Raw genomic sequence first — 26,222 nt, forward strand, 5'->3', positions numbered from 1 at the left:
ATTGCGAATCTAGAAACAAAAACCCCAGCAATTTGCTGGGGCTGGTATGTCGTGGCTAATGAATTACTTTAATCTCATTAACTCAGGCCTTACCTGCCCCAAGCTGTAGGCTTAGTGCTAGTAGAAGCAGGTTCGAGATAAGTGAGAAATTCATCAACATGGATTAAATATAACCTAAATATTCCAAATTAGCTAAAACGGCGGCCACTCAGATGCTCCCAAGCCCAAATGACATAGCCTGAGATGGAATACACCACAAAGAGACCAAATAGGGTTAAAGGCGGATTGGAAGAGATCAAAACAAAGGTGAGGATCATTAAGACCATCACGCCAAAAGGTACGCGGTAGCGAACATCCAGGGCTTTGCCGCTGTAGAAGCGTGCATTAGACACCATGGTCAAGCCAGCATAAACGGCAATAAAGAAAGTAATCCAAGGAATTGCAGTGTCACGGACCGGGATCTTATTGTCATCAGCCAGCCAGATAAAACCAGCCATCAAAGAACCGGCCGCAGGGCTTGGTAAACCTTGAAAAAACTTCTTATCAACAACGCCGGTATTGACGTTAAAGCGGGCCAAGCGCAAAGCAGCGCCAGCACAATAAGTAAAGGCAGCCAACCAGCCCCACTTACCTAAATCTTTTAGAGCCCACTCATACGCAACTAAGGCTGGGGCAACACCAAATGACACCATATCGGCCAAAGAGTCATATTGCTCGCCGAAGGCGCTCTGGGTATTAGTCATACGTGCTACGCGACCATCCATACCATCCAAAACCAAGGACGCAAAGATGGCAATAGCGGCCATCTCAAACTGGTGGTTCATCGCATTAACAATGGCGAAGAAGCCGCAGAACAAAGCTGCAGTTGTAAATGCGTTAGGGAGTAAGTAGATTCCTTTGCTGCGTTGACGCGGTTTATCCGCATGCAACTCTTCTACCTCGTAATCAACGTCATCAGCAAGGTCTTCTGCCCACTCATCTTGAGTGCGATCAGTGCGGGTACGCGCTAAGCGACTGCGATCAATACGGCCACGACGACGAAATGTACTCAAAGAATGTTCCCAGTTAAAGCGGCTTAATTAATCTAAGCCGGGTACGCGAGCTAATGCAGTGTTCGTAGCAAAAACTTTATCACCAACACTGACCAAAGGTTCAGCTGTTAATGGCAAATATACATCTACACGGGAGCCAAAGCGAATAAAGCCATAACGCTCACCTGCCTTAAGTCTATCGCCAACATGGATATAGCAAAGAATGCGTCGCGCAATCAGGCCTGCAACCTGCACTAAAGTGACGATTTGGCCGTTGGCATCAATCACAACCGCATTACGCTCATTCTCAGTGGAGGCTTTATCTAAATCGGCATTCACAAACTTGCCAGGGAAATACTGAATCTCTTTTACCAAACCGTTCACTGCGCTGCGGTTGGAGTGAACGTTAAACACGTTCATAAAAACACTAATCTTCAAAGCTTCACGACCGGCATAAGGGTCATTGGCTACTTCCACTACGACGATACGACCATCGGCTGGAGATAAAACTAAATCACGACCAAGAGCGGCAATGCGCTGTGGATCGCGAAAGAACTGCAGAACAAAGATAAAGATGATCCACAAAGGCCATGACCATGCAATGCCACCAAGATAGTGGACTAGCAAAGTAACAGCCCCCACCAATGCCAAATACGGCCAACCTTCTTTCGCAATAATGGGGTGCGGATACATCATCTTTGTTCTGAGCCTTATTTAATGAACTACTTATTTCGTCGATTAACTATCGTCTTGCTTAGTTCTTAGTTTGGTCAACTAACTTGTTCTTCGCAATCCAAGGCATCATGGCGCGCAACTTAGCACCAACCACTTCGATGTCATGCTCAGCATTCAAACGACGACGTGAAATCAAAGTAGGCGCACCTGCTTTGTTTTCCAAGATGAAGCTCTTAGCGTACTCACCAGTCTGAATGTCTTTCAAGCACTGACGCATTGCGTTCTTAGTATCTTCAGTAACAACACGTGGACCAGTCACATACTCACCGTACTCAGCGTTGTTAGAGATAGAGTAGTTCATGTTGGCGATACCACCTTCGTAGATCAAGTCAACAATCAACTTGAGCTCATGCAAGCACTCGAAATAAGCCATTTCAGGAGCGTAACCAGCTTCAACCAAAGTTTCGAAACCAGCTTTGATCAACTCAACCGCGCCACCACAAAGAACAGCCTGCTCACCGAACAAGTCAGTTTCAGTTTCTTCACGGAAGTTAGTTTCAATGATGCCGGCACGACCGCCGCCGTTTGCTGTTGCATATGACAGAGCAACATCACGAGCAGAGCCAGATTTATCTTGGTACACAGCGATCAAATGGGGAACACCGCCACCTTGAGCATAAGTACCACGAACAGTGTGGCCTGGTGCCTTAGGAGCGATCATGATCACATCTAAGTCAGCGCGTGGCTGAACTTGACCGTAGTGAACGTTAAAGCCGTGAGCGAATGCCAATGCAGCGCCCTGCTTAATATTGCCATGAACTTCTTTGCTATATACATCAGCAATTTGCTCATCAGGCAAGAGCATCATCACTACGTCAGCATCTTTAACTGCTTCGCCAACTTCTTTTACTGTCAAGCCAGCATTTGCAGCTTTGCTCCAGGAAGCGCCATCTTTACGCAAACCAACAGTAACGTTGCAGCCTGAATCTTTCAGATTCAATGCGTGTGCGTGACCTTGTGAACCATAACCAATGATGGTTACTTTTTTGCCTTTAATGAGGGACAAATCAGCGTCTTTATCGTAAAAAACTTTCATGCTCTTTCCTTGTTTTGAAAATGTAGTTAATTCAGTAATCAGTTAAAAAAATTAAACCTTGAGGATACGCTCGCCGCGCCCAATACCAGAACCACCCGAACGGACAGTTTCCAGAATCGATGCACGATCAATCGAATCAATAAAGGCGTCTAATTTGGCACCATCACCAGTTAATTCAATGGTGTAACTCTTATCGGTCACATCGATGATGCGACCACGGAAGATATCCGTTGTACGTTTCAACTCTTCACGCTCTTTACCTACAGCGCGAACTTTAATCATCATGAGCTCACGCTCAATATGAGGACCTTCAGTCAAATCAAAAACCTTTACCACTTCAACTAAGCGATTTAAGTGCTTGGTAATTTGCTCAATCACATCCTCAGAACCAATCGTGACAATCGTCATGCGAGAAAGAGATGGATCCTCAGTAGGTGCAACACTTAAGGTTTCAATGTTGTAACCGCGTGCGGAGAATAGGCCAACAACCCGGGACAATGCGCCTGGTTCGTTCTCTATTAATACAGAAATAATATGTCGCATTAGAGATCCTCGCTACCCAAAAGCATTTCAGTAATACCCTTACCTGCTTGAACCATTGGCCAAACGTTTTCTTCGGGGTCAGTCTGGAAATCCATAAACACCGTGCGATCTTTCAAGCGAATTGCTTCTTTAAGGGCGCCTTCAACATCAGACTTCTTCTCAATACGCATACCAACGTGACCAAAAGCCTCAGCCAACTTCACAAAGTCTGGCAATGAATCCATGTACGAGCTGGAATAACGCTTGTTATAAGTCAGCTCTTGCCATTGGCGAACCATACCGAGATAACGGTTGTTCAATGACACGATCTTTACAGGCGTGTTGTACTGCTTACAAGTGGATAGCTCCTGAATACACATCTGAATAGAGCCTTCACCGGTGATAGCAAATACATCTTTATCCGGGAAAGCTTTCTTGATGCCCATGGCGTATGGCAAACCAACACCCATAGTTCCGAGACCACCAGAGTTAATCCAGCGACGTGGCTTATCAAACTTATAGAACTGTGCAGCCCACATTTGATGTTGACCAACGTCGGAAGTAATGAATGCATCACCACCAGTGAGCTCCCACAACTTTTGAACCACATACTGTGGCTTCACAATCTGGGATGCCTCGTCGTACTTTAAGCAATCTTTTTTACGCCACTCATTAATCTGCTCCCACCATGCGGCTAACTTAGCGTCATTCTTGCGTGGGCCAGCAGCTTTAAGCTGAGCTGTCATCTCTTGTAAAACTTCTTTGAGATTGCCAACAATAGGAACGTCTACCTTCACCCGCTTAGAAATCACAGATGGGTCGATATCAATATGAATGATCTTACGTGGATGACTTGCAAAGTGCGCAGTATTACCAATCACGCGGTCATCAAAACGTGCACCAATCGCAATCAACACATCACTGTGCTGCATCGACATATTGGCTTCGTAGGTGCCGTGCATACCAAGCATGCCCACAAACTGTGGACTGGTACCTGGAAAACCGCCAAGGCCCATCAAGGTATTGGTCACTGGGTAACCCAACAAATCAGCAAACTCTTTTAACTCTGGAGCGGCGTCAGCCAAGATCACACCACCACCGGTATAGATGAATGGGCGCTCAGCTTCTTGCAATAAAGAAACCGCTTTACGAATTTGTCCGCTATGCCCTTTTACAACTGGGTTGTATGAGCGCATCTCCAATGTTTCTGGGTAGACGAATGGTCCTTTAGCTGCAGAGACATCCTTAGGGATATCAATCAATACTGGGCCTGGACGACCTGTCTGCGCAATATGAAAGGCCTTCTTAATTACCAAAGGTAGGTCTTTAACATCCTTCACGAGGAAGTTGTGCTTTACCACCGGGCGAGTGATACCAACGGTATCAGCCTCTTGGAAAGCATCTTCACCAATTGCGTATGTCGGCACGTTACCGCTGATGACTACCAGTGGTATGGAATCTGTGTAAGCAGTAGCAATTCCGGTAACCGCATTGGTTACACCTGGACCTGAAGTAACTAGAGCGACACCAACCTTACCGGTTGCACGCGCATAGCCATCGGCCGCATGAACTGCTGCTTGCTCATGACGAACAAGAATGTGCTCAAACTTGTCCTGCTTGAAAATTTCATCATAGATAAAGAGAACAGAACCGCCCGGGTATCCCCAAACGTATTCAACACCCTCTTTGTGCAAAGCCTGTACCAACATCTCGGCGCCAATCATTTCAGGCGCATTCGCTGTGGAATTTGGATTTGCTGTGTCTTGGTTAGCTTTAGAAGCTAAAAATTCGGCGCTGCTTGTATTCATTTTCTTTCGTCCTTTGCAATTTTCGGCAAAAAATTGTTTGGTCTGTTCTGTCTCGTGCTTGTGGCCTGAGTTCGAACGGCGCTGCTACCGGAAAAAACCACTTCTTGAATGAGATTCTAGGTAGTAAGCCCTATATTCTATAGCAATCACCTAAAATAGACGAATTCCATCTGATTCAGGTCTAATCTACTGAATGGCTTCACCCCAAGAACTTTCTGACTTTCTAAGCAGTGTTGAGCAGCGCGCTTTCAAGCAGGCGGTCTATGCTGTGCGGGATGACGATGCTGCCCTGGACATTGTTCAAGATGCCATGATCAAGTTAGCTGAAAAATACGGTGATCGACCCGCAGCTGAATTACCCCTTGTTTTCACCAGAATTCTGCAAAACCGTATTCATGACTGGTTTAGACGTCAAAAAGTCCGCAATACCTGGGTCACCCTATTTTCGAATATGGGCAAGAAATCGGATGAAAACGATGATTTTGACCCTCTGGAGTCACTTTCAGCCCCAGACGACAGTGAAATTCACCAAGATGGTGCGTTTAAGTTGGAACGCAGTCAGTTATTGCAGTCACTGGAGTCAGAAATATCAAAATTGCCTGCCCGTCAACGAGAAGCCTTCCTGATGCGTTATTGGGATGAGCTGAGCATTACTGAAACTGCCCTTGCCATGAGTTGTAGCGAGGGAAGCGTCAAAACCCACTGCTCAAGAGCCACCCAGGCTCTAGCTAAAGCATTGAAATTAAAAGGAATTACGCTGTGAACCGCAATGAAGACATCCTAAGCCCAACAGAAGCAGATCAATTTGGTCTGAGTGCTGCCGCCCTGCTCCGCCAAGGATCCCAATCCTTGCCAACAGGCATTAAAGACCGTCTATATGCAGCGCGCCTCAAGGCTATTTCTGTCAAAAAACCAGAAAAAGTACGTGTTCAGCAGCATGTTTTGGCCAGCCCCACTGGGACCTGGTCTTCAGGCTCACGATCTTTTTGGGATAACGTGGGTTGGGTTGCCCCGCTGGTTGTCCTCGTATTTGGTCTGATTGGTATTGCTCAATGGCAGCAAGACTCCCGCATTAACGATATTGCTGAGCTGGATGTCGCCCTCTTAACGGATGACGTACCTCCAGATGCCTACGCTGACAGCGGCTTTATGGGATTCCTCAAAAATGGTCCTTTAGCTGAATCCGATCAAGATAGCCTTGATTCGGCCAAGTCACCTTCCTAAAGCGAATAACGAATCCTTTAGCGAATGCTGAACCACCCACGATCTTTAAGTGCCCTACTCAGCATCAGCATGATGTTGGTGCTGGGCACATTCGGATCGGTACAGAGTTCAGGCGCGCTTGCTCAAACACCTGCAGGCGCTCATGGAAAAGCCACTGGCATTCCGGAGAAAAAACCGGATGGTACGTGGGAAGGTCTTAAGCCAGAACAACAGAAAATCTTAGCCCCACTGGAAAGTGACTGGGATTACATGCTCCCTGAGAGTCGCAAGAAATGGATTCAGGTTGCCAATCTCTATCCTAAGATGAGTGAGACCGATCAACAGCGACTGCAGTCTCGCATGACTAGCTGGTCCAATCTCTCTCAAAAAGATCGTCGCCTAGCGCGCGAAAATTACCTTAGCAGCCTCAAGTTCCCTGCAGAGAAAAAAGCAGAGGCTTGGAGTGCGTATCAAAAACTGAGTGATGAGCAGAAAAAGAAATTGGCTCAAGCGGAGGTGAATAAGAAAAAGCCAACAGCCGCAAGCGCACCTACATTGCAACAGCACCCCATTACGCAAAAATCAAATCTAGCTCCGACCCTACCGGCAAGTAGCACACCGACTCCAGAATCCTCGACTCCGAGCACAAGCTCGGATACCAGCTCAAACAATCCTTAAGCTGTGATTACTCCCGCTGAATTAAACGCACTACCTGCCCCGCAATTTTGGCGGAGAGTCTCCTGCGGTCTCTACGAGCAATTGGTTCTATTGGGCGTCATCGCACTAACATTCCTAGTTCCCAATTTAGGTCTAGGCATGCTATTTGGATTAGCCCTACCAAGCTGGCTCACTTTTCTTTATCTGTACCTTGTCCTGGGTATTTACTTTGTTTGGTATTGGACCAAGTCTGGTCAGACCCTGGCCATGCAAACATGGCGGGTTCGCATGATTGGTCCTGGTGGTTACAACCTAAACCGCAAGCAGGCAATCTGGCGCTATGTCTATGGATCCCTGTGGCTGATACCTTGCGTCCTACTGCAATGGCTCTTTGAGTTGCAGAAGTGGCAAATTATTGAAATGCTATTTACGGTAGCTTTATTTCTGTGGCCGCTCAGTATTTACTTTGATCGCGTTAGCCCTCTACTACGCCAAAGTCTGCCAGACCGTTTTTCTGGAAGTCGTTTAGTGGAATTGCCAAAGAACTTGGTGACGCTCACGTAAGAGCGGCAGTACGTGAGCCCTAGATCTCGCGCAAGCATTCCATAGCGGTAGCGGTTTGAATTTTTCTCTGAAAACGAAAACCTGCCAAGAGACAAGCAATTACCCCAAAGCAAATTCCCATCGCCAAAGACTGGGCGAATGCATTGAACTCAATCTCCAACACAAAGCGCCCAAGTGCCCATGCGGCGATTCCGGCGGCTAGTCCAGCTAATGCGCCTGCCAGCACCCCAATGATTAAGAGTTCAGCTAAAGCAATCTTCCTCAACAAGGCACGTGATGCACCTACCGCCTTGAGTAAGGCTGCACTTCTAAAGCGCTCGTCTTGCGTCGCTGCAATGGCAGCCACTAGCACCAATATCGCTGCAGCAATCGTGAAAGCAAACAATAGACCCAGCACGGAAGATAGTCGATCCAATACATCTTGTATTTGTCTCAATGAGGTCGCGACATCAACAATGGTCAGATTAGGATAAGTCTGTGCAAGCTGGTAGTCCAATCCCTCAATTGCAGCGCTTTGGTAATAAGAGGTAATCCATGATTGAGGCATTTTCTCAAGCATGGCAGGCGGCATGATGACGAAGAAATTCACCTTCATGGAACTCCAATCCAGCTTACGCAAGGAAGTAATTGGCGCAGTCACTTTTTCACCGGCAAGCTCAAAGGTCATTTGATCGCCCAGCTTTAACTTCAAGGTTTTCGCAATCCCCGCCTCCAAAGAAACCCGTGGTGCGCTACCTTCAATCCATTTTCCAGCAGTAATCCGATTGCCCTCAGGCAATTGCTCGGTATAGGAGAGGTTAAATTCTCGATCCACTAGGCGACGCGCATTTTCATCAACATAATCATTGGGGCCAATGGTCTTTCCATTCACTTCAACCAAGCGTGCACGAACCATAGGACTAAAGCTGGGCTTTGCCACACCCGCATCGAGCAGTGACTGAGTAATGCTTGGCTTTTGATCTTCCTGAACATTAATCATGAAGCGATTGGGGGCATCAACTGGAATGTTTCCCTGCCACGTGGATAGTAAATCCTGCCTAAGCAAGAGAATCAGCAGCAAGGCCATCAAGGCAATACCGAGAGCGGTAATTTGCATAACTGCAAATCCTGCGCGTCGTGCTTGTGCAGTTAATGCAAAACGCAAAGCAAAGTTCTGAGCGCCCCACTTAGAAAACAGAATATTGAGAATTCGTAGCGAGCTCCAGGAGACCAGAGTAAAGAGTGCTACGGCTGCGCCAAAGCTCGCAGCAACCCAAGAGGCTAGCTTCCAGTCTTGCGCTGCAATCGCAATTAAGACGAGACAGGTAATGAGCCCAAAAAGCGCCACCCAGATCACTTTGATACTTACCGAACCCAACTCTTTGCGAATGAGTCGCACCGGTGAAATCATGACCAAACTTATTAGAGGTGGCCCAGCGAAACCTATTAACAAGCATGAGGAAAACAAAACACTCCAGGCCAAAGGCCAGAGGGACAACGAGGGCAAATTGGCAAATACCAGGTTACCCAAAATACGAATCAATACTTCTTGCACACCGTAAGCAATGGTAGCCCCCATGATGGCTGCCAGTAGACACAAAGCACCCAATACTTTGACTTGATTTACCAGAATCATCTTTTGGCTTGCGCCAAGGCATTTCATCACAGCACAAACATCAGCTTGCTTCAAGACATAACGACGTGCCGATAAAGCAATGGCAACTGCAGCTACCATTGCAGTCAGCAAGGCAACCAAAGATAAGAAGCGCTCTGCCCGCTCTAAGGTTTTACGCATCACGGGCTGCGCATTCTCTAAGGTCTCAATGCGCAATCCCCTCAGGCCTTCGGATTCAATCCATTGCGTTGCCCACTTTTCATAATCAGAGATTGCTTGATCCTTGCCCGCTAGCAGCAGACGATAAGTCACGCGACTACCTAGACCAATGAGACCTGTTGCAGGTAAATCATCAAGCGACATCATGACGCGTGGCGCAAAGTTCATGAATCCAGCACCCCGATCGAGCTCACGCTCCAAGACACCGCTAATCAGGAAAGTCTTATCCCCCAATGACATGCGATCGCCCACCTTAGCTTGCAGTGCGTTGAGCATTCCAGGATCTACCCAAACCGAACCAGACGGCGGAGTTCTACTTGCTTGTTGAGGTGATACTTGTAATGAGCCGCGTAAGGGATAGGCACCACTCACCGCCTTCAGAGACGCCAACTTGCTTTGAGTGCCAACAGTGGCCATGCTTGGGAAAATAATAGTTTGAGCTGAACTCAGCTGCAAGCTCTTGGCCTCTTGAATAAAACGTTCAGGCAAAGGCTGATCAGCAACCAGCAATAAGTCCGCGGCCAGAAGTTGGCGAGCATCAAACTGAAAAGCCCGCTGCATTCGGTCCGCCAAGAAGCTTACGCTAGATAAGGCTGCGACAGAGAGCGTCAGCGCAACCAGTAAGGCTACCAACTCACTAGAGCGAAGGTCTCGCCTAGTGGCCCGAAGAAAGCTTGCTAACACGGAGATTAAATTGCCTGAATCTGGCCACCATCAACACGGATCACTGACCCAGTGATAAAGGAAGCGTTTTGACTAGCTAAAAACGTTGCGGTATCACCGTACTCTTGTGGGTCCCCATAACGCCCCATCGGAATCTGCTTCAGGCTGGCCTGCACGACAGAGTCATAGCTGACGCTTTCTCTTTGGGCACGCGCTTCATCTAATTGACGCAAGCGATCTGTTGCCACGCGACCTGGCATGATGACATTGACTGTAATTCCTTCGGCGGCTACTTCTGCTGCTAAGGTTTTAGACCAAGCTAGCAGCGCAGCTCGCAAGGTATTGGAGATCGCCAAGTTTTTGATTGGGGCAATCGCCCCTGAAGTGGTGCTCGTAATGATGCGACCCCATTTACGTTGACGCATTCCTGGAAGGACTCGATCAGTAATGCTGATGAGCGACAAGACCATATCGTTAAAACTCTTTTGCCATAGCGCAGGGTCTTGCCCGGTTGCCAGGGTTGGAGGCGGTCCGCCAGTGTTATTAATCAGAATATCAATCGGTCCGAGCTCTTGCTCTACTTTAGTCACTAACGCATCAATGACCGAGCTGTCCGATAAGTCCCAGCTTAAAGCTAACGCTTTACCGCCAGCCGCCTCAATCAACTCCACTGATTTTTTGAGACCTTCAGCATTACGTCCAGTGACGGCAACCTTCACGCCTTCACGCGCTAATGAAACGGCCATTGCCTGACCTAAACCGCGACTAGATGCCATTACTAAGGCAACCTTACCTTTGAGTCCTAAATCCATGTCTACTCCATTATTTTTATAGGCACTGCAATTTCAATATGACTACTGGCCAAGAGGTGGCGGCAAATTACCAGCGTACTTATAGAGCACTACCTCGTACTCCTTCAGAATTTGCGCCAAGGCCTCTTGCTGACCTAGCACCAAGGCTTGGGGTGTATTGTCTTTAAGAGCAATTCTCTTGGTATAGCGGTTTTTACCAATCACGGGGTTACGTTTTTGAGGATCTGTCGCGGTCAGGAAAAACTCGACAGTGACCACAGCCTCTGGACGAACTCGGTAATCGCCATAAAACTCCTCTACAGAAGCCTGCAGGATGTAATAAGGAAAGAAGCTGTTGCCCTGCCCCACAGTCATGGAGAAGATCTGAGCATTATTGAGCCACTGACGGGTCGCATTGCTCACCATTTCATTGGGTAGCGCAGAATAAATATTATAGAAATCCTTTTCATAACGCTGATCGCCCAAGCGGTAGACCAAAGACTTGCCATCAAAAGGTGGGGTTGTTGAGGCAGGTCCCATCTTGAGCCACAAATCAGTACGAGGCTTATAAGGTGTGCCTGTACGTTCTGGTGCCACCATCCAGCTGGTTGTCTCTAATGCTGGTCTTTTAGGTAAGGAGCAGGCGCTTAATGCGGCCACAACAAATGTGAAGGCAGCGAACTTAATGAGGCGTGAGTTTTTCATCATCTGAATTTTCATTGATGTCATTTCTGAGCTCCATTCATTGGAGGCGTAATGCGTGCAGGCGGGTCACCCCAAATCAAAGTAGACGGTGATTGACTTGCTACGCGAGTGAATTCATTGAGCTGCTCACTAGCCTGACGGATATTCTCCAAGGTGGCAGTGGTATCGCCCTGAACACTTGTAACGGTTTGACGTAAAGACACCATGGTTGCTACCAACTCCCGCATCAGAATATTAAGCTGATCCTTATCGGTCGCCTTAGCAATGCGATCCAGTATGCCGTTCAGATCCTTAACCGAACTAATCAGACCGGCATTATTCTTTCCATCGCCAGCCATCAACTGATTAAGATTGCCTAACAGCGCATCAAATTTCTTTTGAGTTCCATCGACATCTAAGCCGTTTAGGGCGCCAATCAACTTCTGGATACCAGAAATAATTTCATCCGCTTGGTTTGGCATCGACGGTACTACCGGATACTTAGGCGACCATGTATACGCTAAAGGCGAGTACTGACTCGCGCTAGAGTAAAAATCTAACTCAACGTAATTGACGCCCGTAATACCCATAGACTTAATACGAGCACGAAGATTGTCTTTGAGGTAGGTTTGTAAATGATCGAGCTGAACTTTATCGCCAAAAATTTGCATCCTCACCACAACGTATTCATGGCGCTGTGGCATTGGTACTTCGCTTTCGTACACATCACCAGACAAATTAATAGAAGTTACCTGGCCGATCTTGACACCCCTAAAACGCACAGCAGCACCAGCATCTAATCCTGTCACTGATTGCTTGACGTAGGTCTCAATCATGAAAGACTGCTTAAAGAGCTGTCCCGAACCAAATATCAAAATAATGGTGAGCAAGACGCCGATTGCCGCCAAGACAAAAAGGCCTAAGCGGAAATAATTGGGATTGGAGTTATTACTCATGCTGCGTCCTTACTCATGATGCGATTAAAGAATTGATGTACTCGGGGATCTTTGCTAGTGTCTCTTAATACCTTAGGGTCACCCTCAGCAATAATGCCCTTGGCATCCTTGTCTAACATGATCACCTTATCGGCAATGGAATAAATACTCGCTAATTCATGGGAGACGATCACAAAGGTAAATCCCAAGTTTTTAGAGAGATCCAAAATCGTACTATCTAGGTCAGCTGAAGTGATGGGATCCAAGCCTGCTGATGGCTCATCCAAAAATAAGATCTTCGGATCTAGAGCCATGGCGCGGGCAATCGCAGCCCGCTTTTGCATGCCGCCGCTAATCTCGCTCGGCATATAAGTTTCGTATGGGAGTAGCCCTACTAGATCTAATTTGCAGCGAGCCAATAGATTCATTTGATCCCTAGTCAGCTGGGTGTACTCCTCCATAAAGAGTGTCACGTTATCCAGCAAATTCATGGAACCAAATAAGGCGCCCTGCTGATACATCACCCCAAAGCTTGTCATAATTTTTTGACGCTCTGCGCCTTGGGCAGTAGTGATGTTTTGACCTTCGATCAACACATCTCCAGAAAGCGACTGATATAGGCCAAACAAATTCTTTAGGAGGCTCGATTTGCCGCAACCGGATCCACCCAAGATAACAAAGATCTCTCCATTTTTGACAGAGAAATTGAGGTTCTGCAAGAGTACTTTTGAGCCATAGCCCACCGTGAGGTTTTGAACGTCAATTGCGTTATCAACTGTACTCATCAGAAACCCGTCCTGTAAGAGATGTACGCAAAGATGCCGTCTACTAAAACAATCATGACAATACTGCTCACTACCGCGCGGGTTGCTGAGATACCCACTGCTGCTGCACCAGTACCCGTTTGCATACCGCGCAAACAACCCATCGCAGAAACCACCACACCAAATAAAGTGGCCTTCACTAAGCCAGACAAAACATCCTCAACATCCACAGCAGCCAACATGCCGTTGTAGAAATTAATGAATGGGACCCCATAGATTTGCATTGTCAGCATCGAAGAAAAGATACTGACGACATCAGCAAACAAGGTCAAGATTGGAGCTACCAAGATTCCCGCCAATACTCTGGGCACCACCAAGAATCGAATTGGACTTAATCCGCCGGTAACCAATGCATCGACTTCGCTATTGACTGTCATGGTGCCAATCTCGGCAGCAAACGCAGCTGATGAGCGACCAGCGAGCAAGATCGCCGTAATGAGTGGTCCCATCTCGCGCACGATCCCCAGGGCAGCGAGTGGCCCAACAAATGAAACAGCGCCAAACTGCTGCATACCAATGGCTGCTTGGAACGACAGAATCACACCAATCAAAAAAGCAACCAGGCCAACAATTGGTAGTGCAGAGATGCCTGCCTCGACTGCGGCGTTCACAAAATCACCCCAACGCACTTGCTTAATATTCCGCATTGACCAAACTAAATCAGAAGATAGATGGCCGATAAAAGTAATGAGTCCACGACCATCATCGATAAGATCTTGGGCGGCCATTCCAGTGCTCACCACAAAGTTAGGTTTTTGCTTTTGACCTGGAACTGGAAAGAGATTTGTAATTGGATCGAATTCATGCAAGAGCGGCTGATATTTCGGATCTAGCCCCTGAATATCAAACTGTCCACCTGCTTTTTTCTGAGATTCTTCGACATCAATCAAGAATGCAAAAGCAGATCCATCCAGAGAGACTACTTTAGATGCATCAAAAACTAATGAGTGAGCTTGAGCATTCCCCGGCCCGAGCCAAAGGCTTTGTTTTTGTCGAATATCACTCCACACACCCGCCAAGGAATACACATTGACGACACCACTCAGAGTCACTTGCGCATGCGTTGCGTCAGTTTGCGACCAAATAGCGACCGGAGCTGGTGAATTCGTGGAATTAGCGTCTGAAATGCCCATAGGCAAACTATAAGGGATTCGTATGAAACCGCCATGAAACGGCTAAAAAAAGAAAAAGGGCCCAGTTTTTCAACTAGGCCCTGAATGGGTTGGTGCGGCTGGCAGGAATTGAACCCACGACCCCTTGGTTCGTAGCCCCTACATCTGAGTGACACTTTATCTATATAAATCAATGAGTTACAGACTTGAGATTGTGCAATAGAATTGAGTACTGATCGCTTGTAACCCCTTGTTTATATTGGTTTAGCATAAGTTCTATTGCACAAATTTAGGGTCGAATTTTCTCACTGCCTTCGAGTAAGTGATTGCCGGATTTAAGAATAATTTTCAGCTTCAATCTCGCCATTAATCTCTTCGACAAATCACAGGTGCGCTGGACTCCTTTGAGGCTCAAAGCAGTCTGTCGCCCTACTTGATCACGGATGACTGAGCCCGACCCATAAGAGACAATTGATGACAAAGAAAAACCACCCGAAGGTGGTTCAAAATAAATAATAGCAAGCGTTAATGCCCAAAAGGCTCAAGATCTCCTGGCTTACGAAGCATCTTATTTACCTCATCCAAATGTAGCTCCTCTTGGACAATCATCTCTCTTGCGTACTCTTCCAGCAATATCGAATGAGTTTCTTCGGCAACTTTAAGTAGTTCATAGTACGCAGACAAAGCTACTTTTTCATGCGCAAGGCTCTCACGCAATATGTCGCCGATGTCGTGCTGCTCTGTTTCCAGCAAGGATCCAATCTTAAGGGATGGATGCCCACCCAATAAAGTAACCAACTCTCCCGCCTTGTGCGCATGAACAAGACTCTCGTCAGCATTTCCTTTTAACCAAGAAACAATAGGAATGCGGTTGTAGCCATAAACCATTAGGGAGTAGTGGGTGTATTTAACGACTCCCGCCAATTCAAGCTCCATGATTTTATTTAAAGCTTTGATAGATATTTCGTTGCTCATATTCACTCCTTAGTTGTTTGAGATCTCAATACGTTTTTTGGGTGGAACTACCCAATTTTTGTCTAAATGCCCATTTTTATCAAATTATTCTAAATAAGAACATTTCTCATTTATGATATATTAATGCAAATGATTCTCAATAACTTTTAGACAATATCCATCAATTTATGAAGTTCACCATCAAAAAAGCAGTCTTTGTTTTAGTCCTGCTAGCTACTGCACCCTACTATTCCTTGGCGAATGCAGGAGAAGGTGCATTTGGCTGGATCTACACCCTAGATCTTCAGCCCAAAGGAGAGCTAGAGTTCGAGCAACGACTCCAATTAACAAAACAACAAGCCGCAGGATCCTATAACGCTTGGGTCTCAAGATCTGAGCTGGAGTATGGGGTCACCAATGACTTTCAGGTAGCGGGATATCTGAATGCTTATTACGTCAATGCAAATCAGAACTACACTAACCCAGAGGCGTGTGGTGATAGTCCTACTTGCACCGGGGGGCAACCGGTTCCAGCGAGCCATAATCCAGCAACACCTTACAGAAGAAGTGGTGTCGAAGGCGGATCACTGGAGGCAATTTACCGCATAACCAATCCAGTAACCTCCCCTGTTGGAGTTGGCCTTTATTTTGAGCCAACTATTGGTGTAAATAAAAATGAACTTGAGGCTAGGTTGCTACTTCAATCAAATTTTATTGACGATAAGCTTATCTTAGCTGGCAACGTTGTTGTCGCAAACGAGCAATTGAAATTTGTAGGTAATGGCAATGTCCCAGAATCCATGATGGATTTTTTAGTTGGGGCAAGCTATCGATTTGCACCCAAATGGTTTGGGGGAGTTGAAGCGCGGTTTCATAATGATTACTCAAGCTATAACCTGCAAAACCAAACCCAAAAAGCCACCTTTGTTGGCCCAAATTTACATTACGCAGCTAAAGATTGGTGGTTTACCGCTGCATGGCGCTATCAACTTAAAGGCAATTCCTGCATGGGAGATGGAACAGCAGAATGCTCCAATGCCCGCGTTTGGGACTCCCATGGGCTTAATGAGTTTATGTTCAAGTTTGGCTTTCCGCTAACTAAGCTATAAATCTCACAATATTCTAAGGACATCAAATGGAATCGCAAAATTTATTAATTGCAGCATTGACCTATATGGTCAGATTTCAAGCTACGCATTGTGAAACCGCAAAAGAAAGAGCGCTAATAATGTTTGATGCACTAGCGGAATTAAAGGGCTGCAGTCCGGAGCTTGAGTTCTTATGTAATGAAGCAAATCAGCTATTAATAAGTTAAACCTACTGTAGCTGAAGGAAATAATAATCATGAATTGGAAGCCAAATCCTCTTTTAGTGCTAACTAGCATAGCGCTTACAAGCGCTCCACTAGTCGCATATTCCAAGATATACGTTAGCACTGAGCAAGCGCAGCAGCTTATTTTCCCAGGCAAAAAATTTATATCAGCACCTATGGTCATCACTGATGACCTTCAAAACAAAATGAAATCCGCTTCTAGTGTCAGTGAGCCCCTACAAGGAAATCGAATTTATAAAGCTGCCGATGGAAGCTGGCTCATCGTTGATGAAGTCGTTGGTAAACACGAAATGATTACTTATGCGATTGGAATCTCACCAAGTGGCGCAGTCCAAGGCATAGAAATCATGGAATACAGAGAATCCTATGGCTATGAGGTAGCAGATCTTAGCTGGCGTAAACAGTTCTTTGGCAAAACAGCCGCTGACCCTATAAAACTAAACAAGGATATTGAAAATATCTCTGGCGCCACCCTATCAAGCAAGCATTTAACTGATGGTGTAAAGCGTGTTCTAGTGTTTTATGACTTAGCCCTGAAGAGTAACAATCAAAAATGATTCGCTGCAAACCCTTACTTGGAACTTATGTTGAGATCTCTGTTGATCAGGGCTCGAACGAAGCTATTGAGAATGCGTTTATTGCTATTAAACGAGTTGAGTCTTTAATGAGCTTTCATAACCCAAATTCTGAGTTAAGTCAGATTAATGCCCGTTCCCATTTTGAGGCTGTAGAAATTCATGATTGGACTTTCGAAGTGCTATCGATTGCAAAGGATATCCATCAAGCATCTAACGGCTTATTTGACTGTGGTGTGGGTGCCAAATTACAAACTGCCGGCCTATTACCGAACCATCATGACAATGAGTCCACCGAGTATGGCGGCTTAGAGGATCTAATCTTAATTAAACCAAACATAGTTAGCTCAAAAAAACCTCTTCAGCTAGATCTTGGTGGTATTGCAAAAGGTTTTGCGGTTGATAAAGCCGTTGAAACACTTCAAGCGGCTGGCGTGAACTCAGGCTCAGTTAATGCAGGTGGAGATTTAAGGGTATTTGGCTCGATACCACAAGCAGTTACAGTTCGCCATCCGAGTAATTCTAAAGAGCTTGTAAATGCAGGCACGCTTGAAAATGGCGCGATCGCTAGTAGCGGCCTCTATTACACACATTCTCATCTAAGCCACATCATCAACCCTGCTGACATGCAACATATTCAATTTGGTGAGTCGTATTCAGTTGTAGCTCCGCAATGTGTACATGCAGATGCTTTAACTAAGGTGATTGCGATTTCGCGCAACATGGAACATTCCTGCCTTACTCAATTCTCTGCTCAAGCACTAAGGATTGCCGCATGAGAAAACATGGGCTTGGGAAAATGCCAATATGGCAGCGCTGGTTCACAATCACCAGCCTTAGCATTTGCTCCTTATCTGGAATTGCATTTTTAGTTGGGCATGAATTCCGTATTTCAAAGGCAATGCTGGGGGATCATTCGGTATTGGCTCTACATGGAATCGCAGCAGCCTTCGCGCTCATGGCCTTTGGAACAGTGATGCCGTTTCATATTAAGGCCGGCCTTAAGGCTCGCAAGAACTTGATAAGCGGAATTTCGCAATTAGCTATCTTGGCTATATTAGTGACTACCGCTCTTTTACTTTATTACGGCCCAGAAGAATGGCATGAAGGCAGTGAGCTTACCCACTGGGTGCTTGGTCTGGCCTTCTTTGGCTTCTTTGTATTTCACATCATTAGCCGACCACCAAAACAGTAGCCGAAATGGAACCCTGAATAAGAGGCTATTAAGGTCGCTTATTGGCCGCTCTCTGCCAGTCAGAATCAATAAGGAGAGGCCTTTTGAGTGGCCGCAATAGGCATGTAAGCAGTCAAATGTAATGATGCTTGCAGAGCACAACAACCCAATTAAGTGATGGTGATGTGATTGCGAAGAGTCAGACTAATGACAAAAGAACGAATTAACTCTATTGCACAAGCTAAAAATGCGGGCTAAAAGGTAGGCCCTTATTCTATATGGCTCTGATGGCGGTAAATTTGGATAAATAACGATAAAAACCTGATTCTATTGCACAAATACAGTTCTATTGCACAAATAAAAAGGGCCTCCCTGACGGGAGACCCTTATGTAGCTTGGTGCGGCTGGCAGGAATTGAACCCACGACCCCTTGGTTCGTAGCCAAGTACTCTATCCAGCTGAGCTACAGCCGCAACAGCCATAATTATGCCATGGAAGAGAAGAACTACATCACACCCGCTGGTCACGAGCGTATCAAAAGTGAGCTTTTACAGCTCCTGAACCTTGATCGGCCTGAGGTTGTCAAGGTTGTTCACTGGGCGGCATCCAATGGCGACCGCTCAGAAAATGGGGACTATATCTATGGAAAAAAGCGACTTCGGGAGATAGATCGCCGGATTCGCTTCCTAAATCAGCGCCTCGAATTTGCCGTAGTAGTCGATAACCAAGCCCGAAAATCGGGGGATGCTGATGCCGAGCAGGTCTTTTTTGGGGCTACTGTCACCTATGCCAGTCTAGAGGGGCCTGAGGCAGGTAAAGAGACAACTATCACGATTGTGGGAGTTGATGAGGTCGATTTGGACTTAGGTCACGTCAGCTGGGTCTCGCCAATTGCCAAAGCGTTAATCAAGGCGCGCTTGGGTGATTGCGTCAAAATCCAAACCCCTACCGGCCCTAGCGAAATTGAAATCCTAGACGTCCAGTACCAGTAATTGCACTGAAAGGAATTTAGCCGACCCGCACCCGGGTCACGCGCATCACATCATGATTGGTGCGCAAGCTACGCATCACCTTGGAAAGGTGCAAGCGATCTGATACTTGGATCGTAAAGCGAATAGTGACGGCATCTTCTTTGTAGCGATCATCCATCGACACGTTCATGATGTTGGAGTCAGCAGCAGTCACACTACTGGCCACTCTAGCCAATACACCTTTACCTTGGCGCGTATCGATTGCGAGATCAACTTCAAATTCTCGATTAACCTCTTTGCCCCACTCAACCTCTACCCACTTATCACTATCCTTGGAGAGCATTCTGAGGGCTACTGGGCAGTCATTAGTGTGGACCTGTAGGCCTTCACCCTTTCCGAGGTAACCAATAATATTGTCTCCCGGAATCGGATGACAGCACGTTTGGAAACTAATTGAGTTACCTTCGCGTCCATCGACCAAGATAGCCTGACGCTGATGATGGTGCGAGGCAATTTCTTGTTGAGGAGATACCCAGTCTGCCGCGCCCAAGCGCATTTGCTCTGCGCCGCCCTCATCATCAATCAAAATCTTCAAACGAATTGCCAACTCCTGAGCGGATCGACGACCCAAAGCAATATTGACACAGGCTTCTTCACGCGTTTTATCGCCAGTCCAATGCAATAACTTTTCCCAGATCTCTGGGGATAGCAGTCCAGCATCAACGCCCTGCTGTCTCAAAGCATTAGCTAAGAGACGCTCGCCCAATTGCAGAGACTCAGCGTAGTGTTTGGTCTTGAGTGAATGGCGAATGGAGGCACGCGCTTTACCAGTTCTTACAAATGCTAACCAGCCGGGATTAGGCTGAGAGTTAGATGAAGTCACAACCTCGACAATGTCGCTATTTTTTAATTCGCTACGCAGAGGTAATTGCATGCCGTTGATCTTCACGGCTACACAGGTATTACCTAAATCACTATGGATGGAGTATGCGAAGTCCAAGGCAGTGGCGCCACGCGGCAAAGCTCTGATCTGACCCTTCGGTGTAAAGACATAAACCGCATCCGGGAACAAATCAATCTTGACGTGCTCTAAGAATTCTTGCGAATCTCCACTGCTATCCTGGATATCAATCAAAGATTGCAACCATTGATGCGCGCGGTTTTGCACCTCGCTCATATCTGGAGTGCCATCCTTATAAGCCCAGTGTGCAGCAACGCCTGCCTCAGCAACTGCGTGCATATCACTCGTACGAATCTGAAACTCTACCGGCACACCGGATGGACCTAATAGTGTGGTGTGCAGCGATTGATAGCCATTGAGCTTAGGAATCGCAATGTAATCCTTAAACTTACCAGGCATTGGTTTATAGAGTGCATGCAAAATTCCGAGAGCGCGATAGCACTCGTCAATCGAATGTACCGTGACCCTGAATGCATAGACATCTAGCACCTGAGAAAAACTCAAATGCTTGCTGCGCATTTTGCTGTAAATACTGAAGAGGGTTTTTTCTCGGCCTTGCAGATCAACTCCGAGATTGGCTTTTGCAAATGCCATCCGCGCATTCTGCAAAATCTTCTCGACCATTTCTTTGCGATTACCACGCGCCCGCTTCACTGCACCCTCAATGACTCTGAAGCGCATTGGCATGGAGTAACGGAAACTCAAATCTTGTAAGTCGCGATAAATAATGTTCAGGCCGAGACGGTGTGCGATGGGGGCGTAGATCTCAATCGTTTCAGCGGCTACCCTGCGACGCTTCTCCATTGGGACAGCATCCAGCGTCCGCATATTGTGCGTACGATCAGCCAACTTCACCAAAATGACGCGCACATCTCGCGCCATCGCCATAAACATCTTGCGGAAGCTTTCAGCCTGCGCCTCGGCATGGCTTTGGAATTCCAACTTATCGAGCTTGGTTAGTCCCTCAACGAGCTCTGCTACTTTGCTACCAAACTTACCAACTAGGTCTGCTTGAGTACAACCCGTATCTTCAATCACATCATGCAATAAGGCCGCCATGATGGAGGAAGCATCTAAACGCCAAGTGGCGCAGAGTTCAGCTACTGCTACGGGATGGGTAATGTAAGGCTCGCCACTATGCCGGTACTGACCAAGGTGAGCAGCATCAGCAAAATGAAAGGCCTGCTTAATGAGATTAACCTCATCAGACTTGAGATAGCCTAATTTAGAAATGAGGCCATCAATAGAAACAACTTGATGCTTTAAAGGTAATGTTGGCGCAGAGGTGGGGCCAAATAAATGTCGGCTCGACTGAGCCAACAAGGTGGCGATGATGGAAGACTTATCGCTCTTAGCAGTCTCTTTAGGCGAGACCTGACCTTTGGATTCCGAAGTGTTTGGGTCGCCTAAGGGGAGCTCCACAACGGAACCCCTGAATTACAAAGGTACTTTGGTCAACATGTCACGGTCAGTTACACCAGCAGCAACTTCACGCAACGCAACAACAGTTGCTTTATCTCTGGACTCAACACGTGGGGAGTGACCTTGAACCAATTGACGTGCGCGATAAGTCGCGGCCAATACCAGCTCAAAACGATTTGGAATAGTTTTTAGACAATCTTCTACAGTAATACGGGCCATGCTGAACTCACTTAAATTTAGCTTCAATACCTATAGGATAACTGATTAGACCCCAAGACGCCTTAAAAGCGCAGGGTTGCGAGCCATAATCGGCCCTGAGCGCAGGCGGCTGGCTGCAACCACGTGGCGTAAATCAATTAATGCTTGCTCAAAATCGTCATTGATAACAATGAAATCCGCCTCATGGGCATGCTGAAGCTCTAAATGGGCTGCAGCTAACCTTCTCTGAATGGTTGCCTCGTCATCCTGCCCTCGTTTGCGCAAGCGCTCTTCTAGAGCCTCAAACGATGGTGGGAAGATAAAGATCCACTGCACTTCCGGAATGATTTGGCGAATCTGCTGAGCACCCTGCCAGTCGATCTCTAACATGACATCGCGCCCGGTTTTCATCTGGGTTTCGATCCAAGCTTTGGAAGTGCCGTAAAAATTACCGTGCACTTCTGCATGCTCCAAGAAATTACCTTGGTCGCGTTCAACTATAAATTCTTCTCTTTTGATAAAGCGATAGTCCTTGCCATCAACCTCACCCGGCCTTGGTGCACGCGTTGTAGTTGAAAGAGAAAGTTTGAGTGCTGCATCTTCTTGCAATAAAGCATTCACCAAAGAAGATTTGCCAGCGCCTGATGGGGCAACAATCATCAACATGCTGCCTTGGTAGGCAGGGGATAAGTTAGCTTTAGGTTTGGGACTGGCCATAATAATTTGTGTGAATATCAGTTACTCTAAATTTTGTACTTGCTCACGCATCTGCTCAATCAAGAGCTTAAGCTCTAAAGCAGCTTGTGTGCATTCCTCTGAAACCGATTTGGAGCTTAAGGTATTGGCTTCACGGTTCAACTCCTGCATCAAGAAATCCAAACGCTTACCTACTGGTCCTTTGCCTGCAAGCGCAGTGTCTACTACCTGCAGATGGGTCTTTAGGCGTGCAAACTCTTCCGCGACATCAATACGAACTGCATAGAGCACAACTTCTTGACGAATACGCTCCATCAACTCAGTACCAGATCCACTGCTACCTTTGCCTTGCTCTTGAGCAGCCAATGCTTCCGCCAGACGCTCAGTCAGCTTCTCTTGATACTGGGCGACATAGACAGGAACCTTAGGCTCAATCACCTTAACAATCTCACGCATCTTGGCAGTGATGTTGGTAAGTACCGTAACCAAGGCTTTACCTTCTGCATGGCGACTATCCATGAGGGCGGCTAAAGCAGCACGACCTGCTTCTACTGTGGCAGCAATCCAGCCTTCTTCTTCGCCTCTGGGCTCAGAAACAATTCCGGGCCAGCGCAAAATATCAGCGATACGTAATGCTTCAGCATTCGGAAACGCGACTTGAGCATGTTCCTGAAGGGTGTAGAGAGCATCTAGGCGATCTTTGTTTAAGGCGCCTAAGGCATGGGGGTTAGCTTTAGCAGCCCCAGCAGCACCCGAATTAACACGCCAGGCAGCCCGAAACTCGACCTTACCCCGAGAAAGGCTTTGGGTAGCCATCTCTCGTAAGGCAGGCTCAGCCCCGCGACACTCGTCCGGAAGACGAAAGCCCAAATCCAGAAAGCGGCTGTTAACAGCCCGACATTCCACTTGCAGATCAGCTACAACGCCAGCTCCTAGGGAGACTTGGCGAGAAGCGCTGCCATAACCAGTCATGCTCGATATCATATGGACATTGTAGATCTTTAGGACCACAGCCCATGACTCAGCACAACATCACCCGCCCTAGTGGCCGCACCCCCACTGAATTACGCCCTGTGAGCATCAGCCGCGCCTTTACCAAGCATGCGGAAGGCTCAGTCCTGATTGCCTTTGGTGACACCAAGGTGCTCTGTACGGCCAGCGTTCTGGAAAAAGTGCCGCCGCATAAAAAAGGCTCTGGCGAAGGTTGGGTTACTGCTGAATACGGCATGCTCCCCCGCTCCACCCATACCCGTAGCGATCGTGAAGCGGCTCGCGGCAAACAATCTGGACGCACACAAGAGATTCAGCGCTTGATCGGTCGCGCGATGCGCAGCGTCTTTGATCTAAAAGTCTTGGGTGAAAGAACTATTCATTTAGATTGCGATGTCTTACAGGCTGATGGCGGAACAAGAACCGCATCGATTACTGGCGCCTATGTAGCAGCGCGCGATGCAATTAATACCCTCTTGCAAAGTGGTGCACTTAAAGCCGATCCGATTATTGATAGTGTTGCAGCGATTTCTGTTGGCATCTATCAAGGCGTCCCTGTACTTGATTTAGATTACCCGGAAGATTCTTCTTGCGATACCGATATGAATGTCGTTATGACAGGTAAAGGCGGCATGATTGAAGTGCAAGGTACCGCTGAAGGCGCTGCCTTTTCCCGCACTGAATTAAATGCACTACTCGATTTAGCAGAACAAGGCATTGCGGATTTAACTCAACTACAAAAAGAAGCGTTTAAATAAAAGATTAAAGGTAGATGGTGCAAAAACTCGTTCTCGCCTCTAACAATGCCGGTAAGGTTCGGGAGTTTCAGGAACTCTTGGCGCCTTTTCGCTTTCAGGTTATCCCTCAAGGCGAGTTAGGCATTCCATCGGCAGAAGAGCCGCACCATACCTTTGTTGAGAACGCGCTGGCTAAGGCACGTCATGCCAGCGCTGCCAGTGGCTTACCCGCACTTGCCGATGACTCAGGAATTTGTGCTCATGCATTAGATGGCGCTCCAGGAGTCTACTCAGCTCGTTATGCAGGTCTTGATGGAGACAGTGCGGCTAATAATCAAAAGCTGATTGCATCATTACAAGGTAAAGCGGATCGTGGAGCGCATTATGTCTGCGCACTCGTCATGGTCAATAGCGCTAATGATCCAGAGCCGCTGATTGTGCAAACCCGCTGGTATGGCCAAATCATTGATGACGCCAAAGGCAGCCATGGTTTTGGTTATGACCCCCACTTCTTTTTACCTGAAATAGGGACTACCGCTGCTGAACTAGAGCCTTCCGAGAAAAATCTCATCAGCCATCGTGGCCAAGCATTGCGCGAACTGATCGCCGAACTTCAAAGCCGTGCTCAATCCGCTTAATCCGGTTTTGGCGACACAGCCAAAACTCACCGCCCTTCCTCCGCTATCTTTGTATATTCACTTTCCGTGGTGTGAAAAGAAGTGCCCTTACTGCGACTTCAACTCGCATCAAATTAAAGATACGGCCGAAGGTGGGAAAGTTTCTCAAGGATTTGATGAGGCGCGCTATATCAACGCCCTCATTGCTGATCTTGAGACAGAATTACCTCGTACCTGGGGTCGTCAAGTACATAGCATCTTTATTGGTGGTGGCACTCCAAGCTTGATGTCCGCTAATGGCATGAATGAACTCCTCTCAGCCATTCGAGCACGTGTGAACTTAGAGCCTGATTGTGAAATCACCATGGAAGCTAATCCCGGTTCAGTCGAAGCAGAAAAGTTTGCTGGCTTTGCTAAAGCAGGTATCAATCGAGTCTCTTTAGGTATTCAGAGTTTTCAGGATCAGCAGCTCAAGGCCTTGGGACGCATTCATAACGGTGAAGAAGCCAAGCGCGCGATTGCGATTGCCTTGCAGCACTTTAAATCTGTCAATCTGGATTTGATGTTCGGTTTACCGAACCAAACTTTGGAAGCTGCTAAAGCGGATATTGAAACCGCCCTCTCGTTTAAGACTCCACACCTATCCTTTTACAACCTCACACTAGAGCCCAATACTTACTTTGCGAACTTTCCTCCGAAGCTTCCAAATGAAGATGAGATTGATGCAATCTTTGAACAGAACTTGGCACTATTAGAAGCAGCAGGTTATCGGCGCTATGAGGTATCTGCTTATGCTAAAAAAGATCAGGAGTGCAAACACAATCTCAACTACTGGCGCTTTGGGGATTACATTGGGATTGGCGCAGGTGCACACGGAAAGATTTCCTTCCCAGACAAAATCACCCGCCAAGTGCGAGAGCGTCATCCAGAAACCTATATGCAGGCAATGGAAAATAAAGGCAATGCCCTAATTGAAGCAAGAGAGATTCCAGCTAAAGATCTTCCATTTGAATTCATGCTCAATACATTGCGCCTGACGGACGGCGTGGATACCGTTACCTTTAGCGAGCGTACTGGCTTGCCACTGAACGTGGTTTCAAAAGGATTGGAAGAAGCTAGTAAGAAAGGTTTGTTAGATCCCAATCCAAACAAACTCAAGGCCACTGAACAAGGTTTGCGCTATCTCAACAATCTGCAAGAGATGTTCTTATAAGTC

29 protein-coding genes and 1 tRNA gene are annotated in these 26,222 nt (G+C 47.0%); 13 read left to right on the forward strand and 17 right to left on the reverse strand.

The window, feature by feature from the left end:
• Nucleotides 1–188 precede the first annotated feature (188 nt).
• Genes pssA through ICN14_RS03695 form a run of 5 tightly spaced genes read right to left on the reverse strand, consistent with a single transcriptional unit; the run spans nucleotide 189 to nucleotide 5,132 of the window.
• Nucleotides 189–1,052 (reverse strand): CDP-diacylglycerol--serine O-phosphatidyltransferase, encoded by an 864-nt coding sequence (gene pssA, locus ICN14_RS03675; RefSeq protein ID WP_216224849.1) that lies wholly within the window; start codon nucleotides 1,050–1,052, stop codon nucleotides 189–191.
• Between the two features lie 27 nt (nucleotides 1,053–1,079).
• A complete protein-coding gene (locus tag ICN14_RS03680; RefSeq protein WP_215377556.1) occupies nucleotides 1,080–1,727 on the reverse strand; it encodes a phosphatidylserine decarboxylase in 648 nt (215 codons plus the stop codon).
• 58 nt (nucleotides 1,728–1,785) lie between these two features.
• A complete protein-coding gene (ilvC, locus tag ICN14_RS03685) occupies nucleotides 1,786–2,802 on the reverse strand; it encodes a ketol-acid reductoisomerase (RefSeq protein WP_046329933.1) in 1,017 nt (338 codons plus the stop codon).
• A 51-nt stretch (nucleotides 2,803–2,853) separates the two neighbouring features.
• Nucleotides 2,854–3,345 carry an acetolactate synthase small subunit gene (ilvN, locus tag ICN14_RS03690; protein WP_015420909.1) on the reverse strand — a complete coding sequence of 164 codons (492 nt, stop codon included), beginning with the start codon at nucleotides 3,343–3,345 and terminating at the stop codon, nucleotides 2,854–2,856.
• The gene (locus ICN14_RS03695) at nucleotides 3,345–5,132 is read right to left on the reverse strand and encodes an acetolactate synthase 3 catalytic subunit (RefSeq protein ID WP_216224851.1); all 1,788 of its coding nucleotides are present in this window, start codon (nucleotides 5,130–5,132) and stop codon (nucleotides 3,345–3,347) included. The genes ilvN and ICN14_RS03695 overlap by 1 nt, the downstream gene beginning before the upstream one ends.
• 193 nt (nucleotides 5,133–5,325) lie before the next feature.
• Here ICN14_RS03695 and ICN14_RS03700 point away from each other — a divergent pair, with 193 nt between their 5' ends.
• The 4 genes from ICN14_RS03700 to ICN14_RS03715 are packed head-to-tail and all read left to right on the forward strand — an operon-like array spanning nucleotide 5,326 to nucleotide 7,556.
• Nucleotides 5,326–5,895: an RNA polymerase sigma factor gene (locus ICN14_RS03700; protein WP_215326823.1), complete on the forward strand. Its 570-nt coding sequence runs from the start codon at nucleotides 5,326–5,328 to the stop codon at nucleotides 5,893–5,895.
• Complete coding sequence (locus tag ICN14_RS03705) at nucleotides 5,892–6,356, forward strand: DUF3619 family protein (RefSeq protein WP_216224853.1); 465 nt, start codon at nucleotides 5,892–5,894, stop codon at nucleotides 6,354–6,356. Before ICN14_RS03700 ends, ICN14_RS03705 begins: the two co-directional genes overlap by 4 nt.
• Before the next feature lie 24 nt (nucleotides 6,357–6,380).
• Entirely contained in the window at nucleotides 6,381–7,013 is a 633-nt protein-coding gene (locus tag ICN14_RS03710) for a DUF3106 domain-containing protein (protein WP_216224855.1), read from the forward strand.
• 3 nt (nucleotides 7,014–7,016) lie between these two features.
• A complete protein-coding gene (locus tag ICN14_RS03715) occupies nucleotides 7,017–7,556 on the forward strand; it encodes an RDD family protein (protein WP_370624803.1) in 540 nt (179 codons plus the stop codon).
• 19 nt (nucleotides 7,557–7,575) lie between these two features.
• On the opposite strand, the gene ICN14_RS03720 is transcribed toward ICN14_RS03715, so the two are convergent.
• From ICN14_RS03720 to ICN14_RS03750, 7 genes are all read right to left on the reverse strand, one after another.
• Nucleotides 7,576–10,053, reverse strand: a complete 2,478-nt coding sequence (locus ICN14_RS03720) for an ABC transporter permease (RefSeq protein ID WP_370624804.1) — start codon at nucleotides 10,051–10,053, stop codon at nucleotides 7,576–7,578.
• A 5-nt stretch (nucleotides 10,054–10,058) separates the two neighbouring features.
• Nucleotides 10,059–10,844, reverse strand: coding sequence for an SDR family oxidoreductase (locus ICN14_RS03725; protein WP_216224856.1), 786 nt, complete (start codon nucleotides 10,842–10,844; stop codon nucleotides 10,059–10,061).
• 42 nt (nucleotides 10,845–10,886) lie between these two features.
• Nucleotides 10,887–11,552: a membrane integrity-associated transporter subunit PqiC gene (locus ICN14_RS03730; protein WP_255535941.1), complete on the reverse strand. Its 666-nt coding sequence runs from the start codon at nucleotides 11,550–11,552 to the stop codon at nucleotides 10,887–10,889.
• Complete coding sequence (locus ICN14_RS03735) at nucleotides 11,549–12,463, reverse strand: MlaD family protein (protein ID WP_216224858.1); 915 nt, start codon at nucleotides 12,461–12,463, stop codon at nucleotides 11,549–11,551. Before ICN14_RS03735 ends, ICN14_RS03730 begins: the two co-directional genes overlap by 4 nt.
• A complete protein-coding gene (locus ICN14_RS03740; RefSeq protein WP_216224859.1) occupies nucleotides 12,460–13,227 on the reverse strand; it encodes an ABC transporter ATP-binding protein in 768 nt (255 codons plus the stop codon). Before ICN14_RS03740 ends, ICN14_RS03735 begins: the two co-directional genes overlap by 4 nt.
• Nucleotides 13,227–14,399, reverse strand: coding sequence for an ABC transporter permease (locus ICN14_RS03745; protein ID WP_216224860.1), 1,173 nt, complete (start codon nucleotides 14,397–14,399; stop codon nucleotides 13,227–13,229). The genes ICN14_RS03740 and ICN14_RS03745 overlap by 1 nt, the downstream gene beginning before the upstream one ends.
• A gap of 504 nt (nucleotides 14,400–14,903) precedes the next feature.
• The gene (locus ICN14_RS03750; RefSeq protein WP_216224861.1) at nucleotides 14,904–15,353 is read right to left on the reverse strand and encodes a bacterioferritin; all 450 of its coding nucleotides are present in this window, start codon (nucleotides 15,351–15,353) and stop codon (nucleotides 14,904–14,906) included.
• 167 nt (nucleotides 15,354–15,520) lie between these two features.
• Between ICN14_RS03750 and ICN14_RS03755 the strand changes: the two genes are divergently transcribed.
• The 5 genes from ICN14_RS03755 to ICN14_RS03775 are packed head-to-tail and all read left to right on the forward strand — an operon-like array spanning nucleotide 15,521 to nucleotide 18,435.
• Nucleotides 15,521–16,441: a DUF6662 family protein gene (locus tag ICN14_RS03755; RefSeq protein WP_216224862.1), complete on the forward strand. Its 921-nt coding sequence runs from the start codon at nucleotides 15,521–15,523 to the stop codon at nucleotides 16,439–16,441.
• Nucleotides 16,442–16,467: 26 nt separating this feature from the next.
• Nucleotides 16,468–16,647 carry a hypothetical protein gene (locus ICN14_RS03760; RefSeq protein ID WP_216224863.1) on the forward strand — a complete coding sequence of 60 codons (180 nt, stop codon included), beginning with the start codon at nucleotides 16,468–16,470 and terminating at the stop codon, nucleotides 16,645–16,647.
• A gap of 29 nt (nucleotides 16,648–16,676) precedes the next feature.
• The gene (locus ICN14_RS03765; protein WP_216224864.1) at nucleotides 16,677–17,222 is read left to right on the forward strand and encodes an FMN-binding protein; all 546 of its coding nucleotides are present in this window, start codon (nucleotides 16,677–16,679) and stop codon (nucleotides 17,220–17,222) included.
• Entirely contained in the window at nucleotides 17,219–18,019 is an 801-nt protein-coding gene (locus tag ICN14_RS03770) for an FAD:protein FMN transferase (RefSeq protein WP_216224866.1), read from the forward strand. The genes ICN14_RS03765 and ICN14_RS03770 overlap by 4 nt, the downstream gene beginning before the upstream one ends.
• Nucleotides 18,016–18,435 (forward strand): hypothetical protein, encoded by a 420-nt coding sequence (locus ICN14_RS03775; RefSeq protein ID WP_216224868.1) that lies wholly within the window; start codon nucleotides 18,016–18,018, stop codon nucleotides 18,433–18,435. The genes ICN14_RS03770 and ICN14_RS03775 overlap by 4 nt, the downstream gene beginning before the upstream one ends.
• Before the next feature lie 375 nt (nucleotides 18,436–18,810).
• Here ICN14_RS03775 and ICN14_RS03780 read toward each other — a convergent pair.
• A tRNA-Arg gene (locus ICN14_RS03780) sits at nucleotides 18,811–18,887 on the reverse strand.
• A gap of 18 nt (nucleotides 18,888–18,905) precedes the next feature.
• On the opposite strand from ICN14_RS03780, the gene greB reads away from it, so the two are divergent.
• Nucleotides 18,906–19,406 (forward strand): transcription elongation factor GreB, encoded by a 501-nt coding sequence (greB, locus tag ICN14_RS03785; protein ID WP_216224869.1) that lies wholly within the window; start codon nucleotides 18,906–18,908, stop codon nucleotides 19,404–19,406.
• A 16-nt stretch (nucleotides 19,407–19,422) separates the two neighbouring features.
• Here the strand turns inward: greB and ICN14_RS03790 are convergent, their stop codons facing one another.
• From ICN14_RS03790 to ICN14_RS03805, 4 genes are read right to left on the reverse strand one after another with little or no spacing between them, the layout of a single operon-like run.
• Nucleotides 19,423–21,768: a bifunctional (p)ppGpp synthetase/guanosine-3',5'-bis(diphosphate) 3'-pyrophosphohydrolase gene (locus ICN14_RS03790; protein WP_370624805.1), complete on the reverse strand. Its 2,346-nt coding sequence runs from the start codon at nucleotides 21,766–21,768 to the stop codon at nucleotides 19,423–19,425.
• Between the two features lie 15 nt (nucleotides 21,769–21,783).
• Nucleotides 21,784–21,987 carry a DNA-directed RNA polymerase subunit omega gene (gene rpoZ / locus ICN14_RS03795; protein ID WP_011902918.1) on the reverse strand — a complete coding sequence of 68 codons (204 nt, stop codon included), beginning with the start codon at nucleotides 21,985–21,987 and terminating at the stop codon, nucleotides 21,784–21,786.
• A 45-nt stretch (nucleotides 21,988–22,032) separates the two neighbouring features.
• Nucleotides 22,033–22,683 (reverse strand): guanylate kinase, encoded by a 651-nt coding sequence (gene gmk / locus ICN14_RS03800; protein ID WP_216224870.1) that lies wholly within the window; start codon nucleotides 22,681–22,683, stop codon nucleotides 22,033–22,035.
• 21 nt (nucleotides 22,684–22,704) lie between these two features.
• Nucleotides 22,705–23,646, reverse strand: coding sequence for a YicC/YloC family endoribonuclease (locus ICN14_RS03805; protein WP_216224871.1), 942 nt, complete (start codon nucleotides 23,644–23,646; stop codon nucleotides 22,705–22,707).
• Nucleotides 23,647–23,678: 32 nt separating this feature from the next.
• Between ICN14_RS03805 and rph the strand changes: the two genes are divergently transcribed.
• The 3 genes from rph to hemW are packed head-to-tail and all read left to right on the forward strand — an operon-like array spanning nucleotide 23,679 to nucleotide 26,219.
• The gene (rph, locus tag ICN14_RS03810; RefSeq protein ID WP_216182014.1) at nucleotides 23,679–24,410 is read left to right on the forward strand and encodes a ribonuclease PH; all 732 of its coding nucleotides are present in this window, start codon (nucleotides 23,679–23,681) and stop codon (nucleotides 24,408–24,410) included.
• A 17-nt stretch (nucleotides 24,411–24,427) separates the two neighbouring features.
• Nucleotides 24,428–25,027, forward strand: a complete 600-nt coding sequence (gene rdgB / locus ICN14_RS03815) for an RdgB/HAM1 family non-canonical purine NTP pyrophosphatase (RefSeq protein WP_216224873.1) — start codon at nucleotides 24,428–24,430, stop codon at nucleotides 25,025–25,027.
• Nucleotides 25,028–25,034: 7 nt separating this feature from the next.
• A complete protein-coding gene (gene hemW / locus ICN14_RS03820; RefSeq protein ID WP_216863206.1) occupies nucleotides 25,035–26,219 on the forward strand; it encodes a radical SAM family heme chaperone HemW in 1,185 nt (394 codons plus the stop codon).
• Nucleotides 26,220–26,222: the final 3 nt, after the last annotated feature.

The organism is Polynucleobacter sp. MG-27-Goln-C1 (assembly GCF_018881905.1).
Taxonomy (GTDB): domain Bacteria; phylum Pseudomonadota; class Gammaproteobacteria; order Burkholderiales; family Burkholderiaceae; genus Polynucleobacter.

Excerpts from the sequence above, each read along its gene's own strand:
- ICN14_RS03680 (WP_215377556.1), bottom strand. The coding sequence starts at position 1,727 with ATGATGTATCCGCACCCCATTATTGCGAAAGAAGGTTGGCCGTATTTG.
- ilvC (WP_046329933.1), bottom strand. The coding sequence starts at position 2,802 with ATGAAAGTTTTTTACGATAAAGACGCTGATTTGTCCCTCATTAAAGGC.
- ilvN (WP_015420909.1), bottom strand. The coding sequence starts at position 3,345 with ATGCGACATATTATTTCTGTATTAATAGAGAACGAACCAGGCGCATTG.
- ICN14_RS03695 (WP_216224851.1), bottom strand. The coding sequence starts at position 5,132 with ATGAATACAAGCAGCGCCGAATTTTTAGCTTCTAAAGCTAACCAAGAC.
- ICN14_RS03700 (WP_215326823.1), top strand. The coding sequence starts at position 5,326 with ATGGCTTCACCCCAAGAACTTTCTGACTTTCTAAGCAGTGTTGAGCAG.
- ICN14_RS03710 (WP_216224855.1), top strand. The coding sequence starts at position 6,381 with ATGCTGAACCACCCACGATCTTTAAGTGCCCTACTCAGCATCAGCATG.
- ICN14_RS03725 (WP_216224856.1), bottom strand. The coding sequence starts at position 10,844 with ATGGATTTAGGACTCAAAGGTAAGGTTGCCTTAGTAATGGCATCTAGT.
- ICN14_RS03730 (WP_255535941.1), bottom strand. The coding sequence starts at position 11,552 with ATGACATCAATGAAAATTCAGATGATGAAAAACTCACGCCTCATTAAG.
- ICN14_RS03735 (WP_216224858.1), bottom strand. The coding sequence starts at position 12,463 with ATGAGTAATAACTCCAATCCCAATTATTTCCGCTTAGGCCTTTTTGTC.
- ICN14_RS03740 (WP_216224859.1), bottom strand. The coding sequence starts at position 13,227 with ATGAGTACAGTTGATAACGCAATTGACGTTCAAAACCTCACGGTGGGC.
- ICN14_RS03745 (WP_216224860.1), bottom strand. The coding sequence starts at position 14,399 with ATGGGCATTTCAGACGCTAATTCCACGAATTCACCAGCTCCGGTCGCT.
- ICN14_RS03750 (WP_216224861.1), bottom strand. The coding sequence starts at position 15,353 with ATGAGCAACGAAATATCTATCAAAGCTTTAAATAAAATCATGGAGCTT.
- ICN14_RS03755 (WP_216224862.1), top strand. The coding sequence starts at position 15,521 with ATGAAGTTCACCATCAAAAAAGCAGTCTTTGTTTTAGTCCTGCTAGCT.
- ICN14_RS03760 (WP_216224863.1), top strand. The coding sequence starts at position 16,468 with ATGGAATCGCAAAATTTATTAATTGCAGCATTGACCTATATGGTCAGA.
- ICN14_RS03765 (WP_216224864.1), top strand. The coding sequence starts at position 16,677 with ATGAATTGGAAGCCAAATCCTCTTTTAGTGCTAACTAGCATAGCGCTT.
- ICN14_RS03770 (WP_216224866.1), top strand. The coding sequence starts at position 17,219 with ATGATTCGCTGCAAACCCTTACTTGGAACTTATGTTGAGATCTCTGTT.
- ICN14_RS03775 (WP_216224868.1), top strand. The coding sequence starts at position 18,016 with ATGAGAAAACATGGGCTTGGGAAAATGCCAATATGGCAGCGCTGGTTC.
- greB (WP_216224869.1), top strand. The coding sequence starts at position 18,906 with ATGGAAGAGAAGAACTACATCACACCCGCTGGTCACGAGCGTATCAAA.
- rpoZ (WP_011902918.1), bottom strand. The coding sequence starts at position 21,987 with ATGGCCCGTATTACTGTAGAAGATTGTCTAAAAACTATTCCAAATCGT.
- gmk (WP_216224870.1), bottom strand. The coding sequence starts at position 22,683 with ATGGCCAGTCCCAAACCTAAAGCTAACTTATCCCCTGCCTACCAAGGC.
- ICN14_RS03805 (WP_216224871.1), bottom strand. The coding sequence starts at position 23,646 with ATGATATCGAGCATGACTGGTTATGGCAGCGCTTCTCGCCAAGTCTCC.
- rph (WP_216182014.1), top strand. The coding sequence starts at position 23,679 with ATGACTCAGCACAACATCACCCGCCCTAGTGGCCGCACCCCCACTGAA.